The 1,405-nt window shown below is 66.8% G+C and carries 1 protein-coding gene; it reads right to left on the bottom strand.

Features of this window, described 5'->3' with window-relative positions:
• Nucleotides 1-751: 751 nt before the first annotated feature.
• The gene (locus ABZ862_RS38470) at nucleotides 752-1,048 is read right to left on the bottom strand and encodes a GYD domain-containing protein (RefSeq protein WP_360969282.1); all 297 of its coding nucleotides are present in this window, start codon (nucleotides 1,046-1,048) and stop codon (nucleotides 752-754) included.
• Between the last annotated feature and the right edge of the window lie 357 nt (nucleotides 1,049-1,405).

The raw sequence follows: 1,405 nt of genomic DNA, 5'->3' as shown, positions 1-1,405 counted from the left end.
GTCTGTACACCCGTCGATGACCGATCCACAGAGAGACGGATCAAAAGGTGTGTTGTGATATGCGCACCATGGACGCACCACAAGCGCACCGGATCGAGCGAGGAACAAGGGGGAACCACGGTGAACGCGGCCCGGCCCGACGAGGCCCCATCTTGGCCGTTCCCCCAGGTCAACGCTCGCGCCTGCCGCAAATGATCGCAGCTTCCCAAACTGAGGGCCCCCGTCCTGGCGGCTCCGGAGGCGTTCTACGGTCCGGCCGGCGCGGCTTGCTCCGGTCGACGGCATGGCAGCGTGGCTGACCCCGGTGGGGGTACAGCAGGCACACGCGCGCCTGATCGGGCGGCACTCTCGCAGTCGTGGCTGACTGTCGTCGACTGAGGTCCAGGCAAATTCCTCATCGGATCACTCAGCAGATGTCAGCCCACCTGGCCCGGCTTGAACGGGCTGGCCCCCTCCACAACGGGCCGGTGCTGCGGGTCTACAGCGGGCCGGCCGACGCAGGCAGGATGATCGTAGGGCAATGCTCCTGCACCCGCACCGGTGTTTGCCGCGCCCGCGAAGCGACGCCCGGTGCGTGTCTCACTGCGTGACAACGCCCACGAACAGCGGCTGACAAGCGCGGACGTCTGCGGACCATCGCACCGGGTGAGGGGCGCGCCAGCCTCAGGTCGAGGACCCACCGCAGTTGCCTCGGGACGAGGAGGTCGGAGCCGGCTCGCCGAGCGCCATCGCCTGCGCCATGTGGTGGTCGTCAGCCAGCCGTCTTGGCGATGATGCGTTCCACCTCCTCTCGGCCGAAGGCCCGCAGAGTCGTGGAACGGATGTTGCCCATCCCGCCGCGTTGCAGGAGTGCTGCGGTGGCAGTTTCGTCGTCAGGCGCCTCGACGACGGCCACGACGTCGTACGGACCGAGGGTCCAGTAGAGGTTCAGGAGCCTTACCCCGAGCTTCTGTAGCTCCGCATCGAAGGTCTCGGCGCGCTTCGCGGTGTCCTTGTAGTTTCGGAGCCCTTGATCGGTCCAGTTCAGCAAGGTGACGTACGTCGGCATGTTCTTTCACCTCCACGAGAAGACACATACTGAGGTCAAGCCTGGACACCTGGGCCGGAACGTGCACGAGGTACGCACCCGAACGGGTATGACGAGCAACCGCGGGCATCGAGCGGCAGGCTGACGGCCATGCCTGACGGTGAGGATGTCGGTGGTGCCGCCCGGACGACGGGCAGGACGACCACGATGCCGACCGGGTTCGAGGTGGCCCGAACGGCTGACTGAGTCTCCCAGAGGCGCGCCGGGACTTCCGCGCCATGGGAGCCTGTGACGGGTCGTGTCCCGCCTCGTGGTGTAAGCGACCTTGCTCGACGCGTTCCGGTAAGCCTCGTGTCGGCCGCCCTGTGAGATGCGGCT

Origin of the sequence: Streptomyces sp. NPDC047000 (assembly GCF_040644295.1) — a bacterium.
In the GTDB taxonomy this organism is placed as follows: Bacteria; Actinomycetota; Actinomycetes; order Streptomycetales; family Streptomycetaceae; genus Streptomyces.
This window is presented reverse-complemented; position numbering and strand designations above follow the sequence as displayed.

Bases quoted from the DNA above. Each gene is read 5' to 3' on its own strand.
- ABZ862_RS38470 (WP_360969282.1), bottom strand. From the start codon at position 1,048: ATGCCGACGTACGTCACCTTGCTGAACTGGACCGATCAAGGGCTCCGA.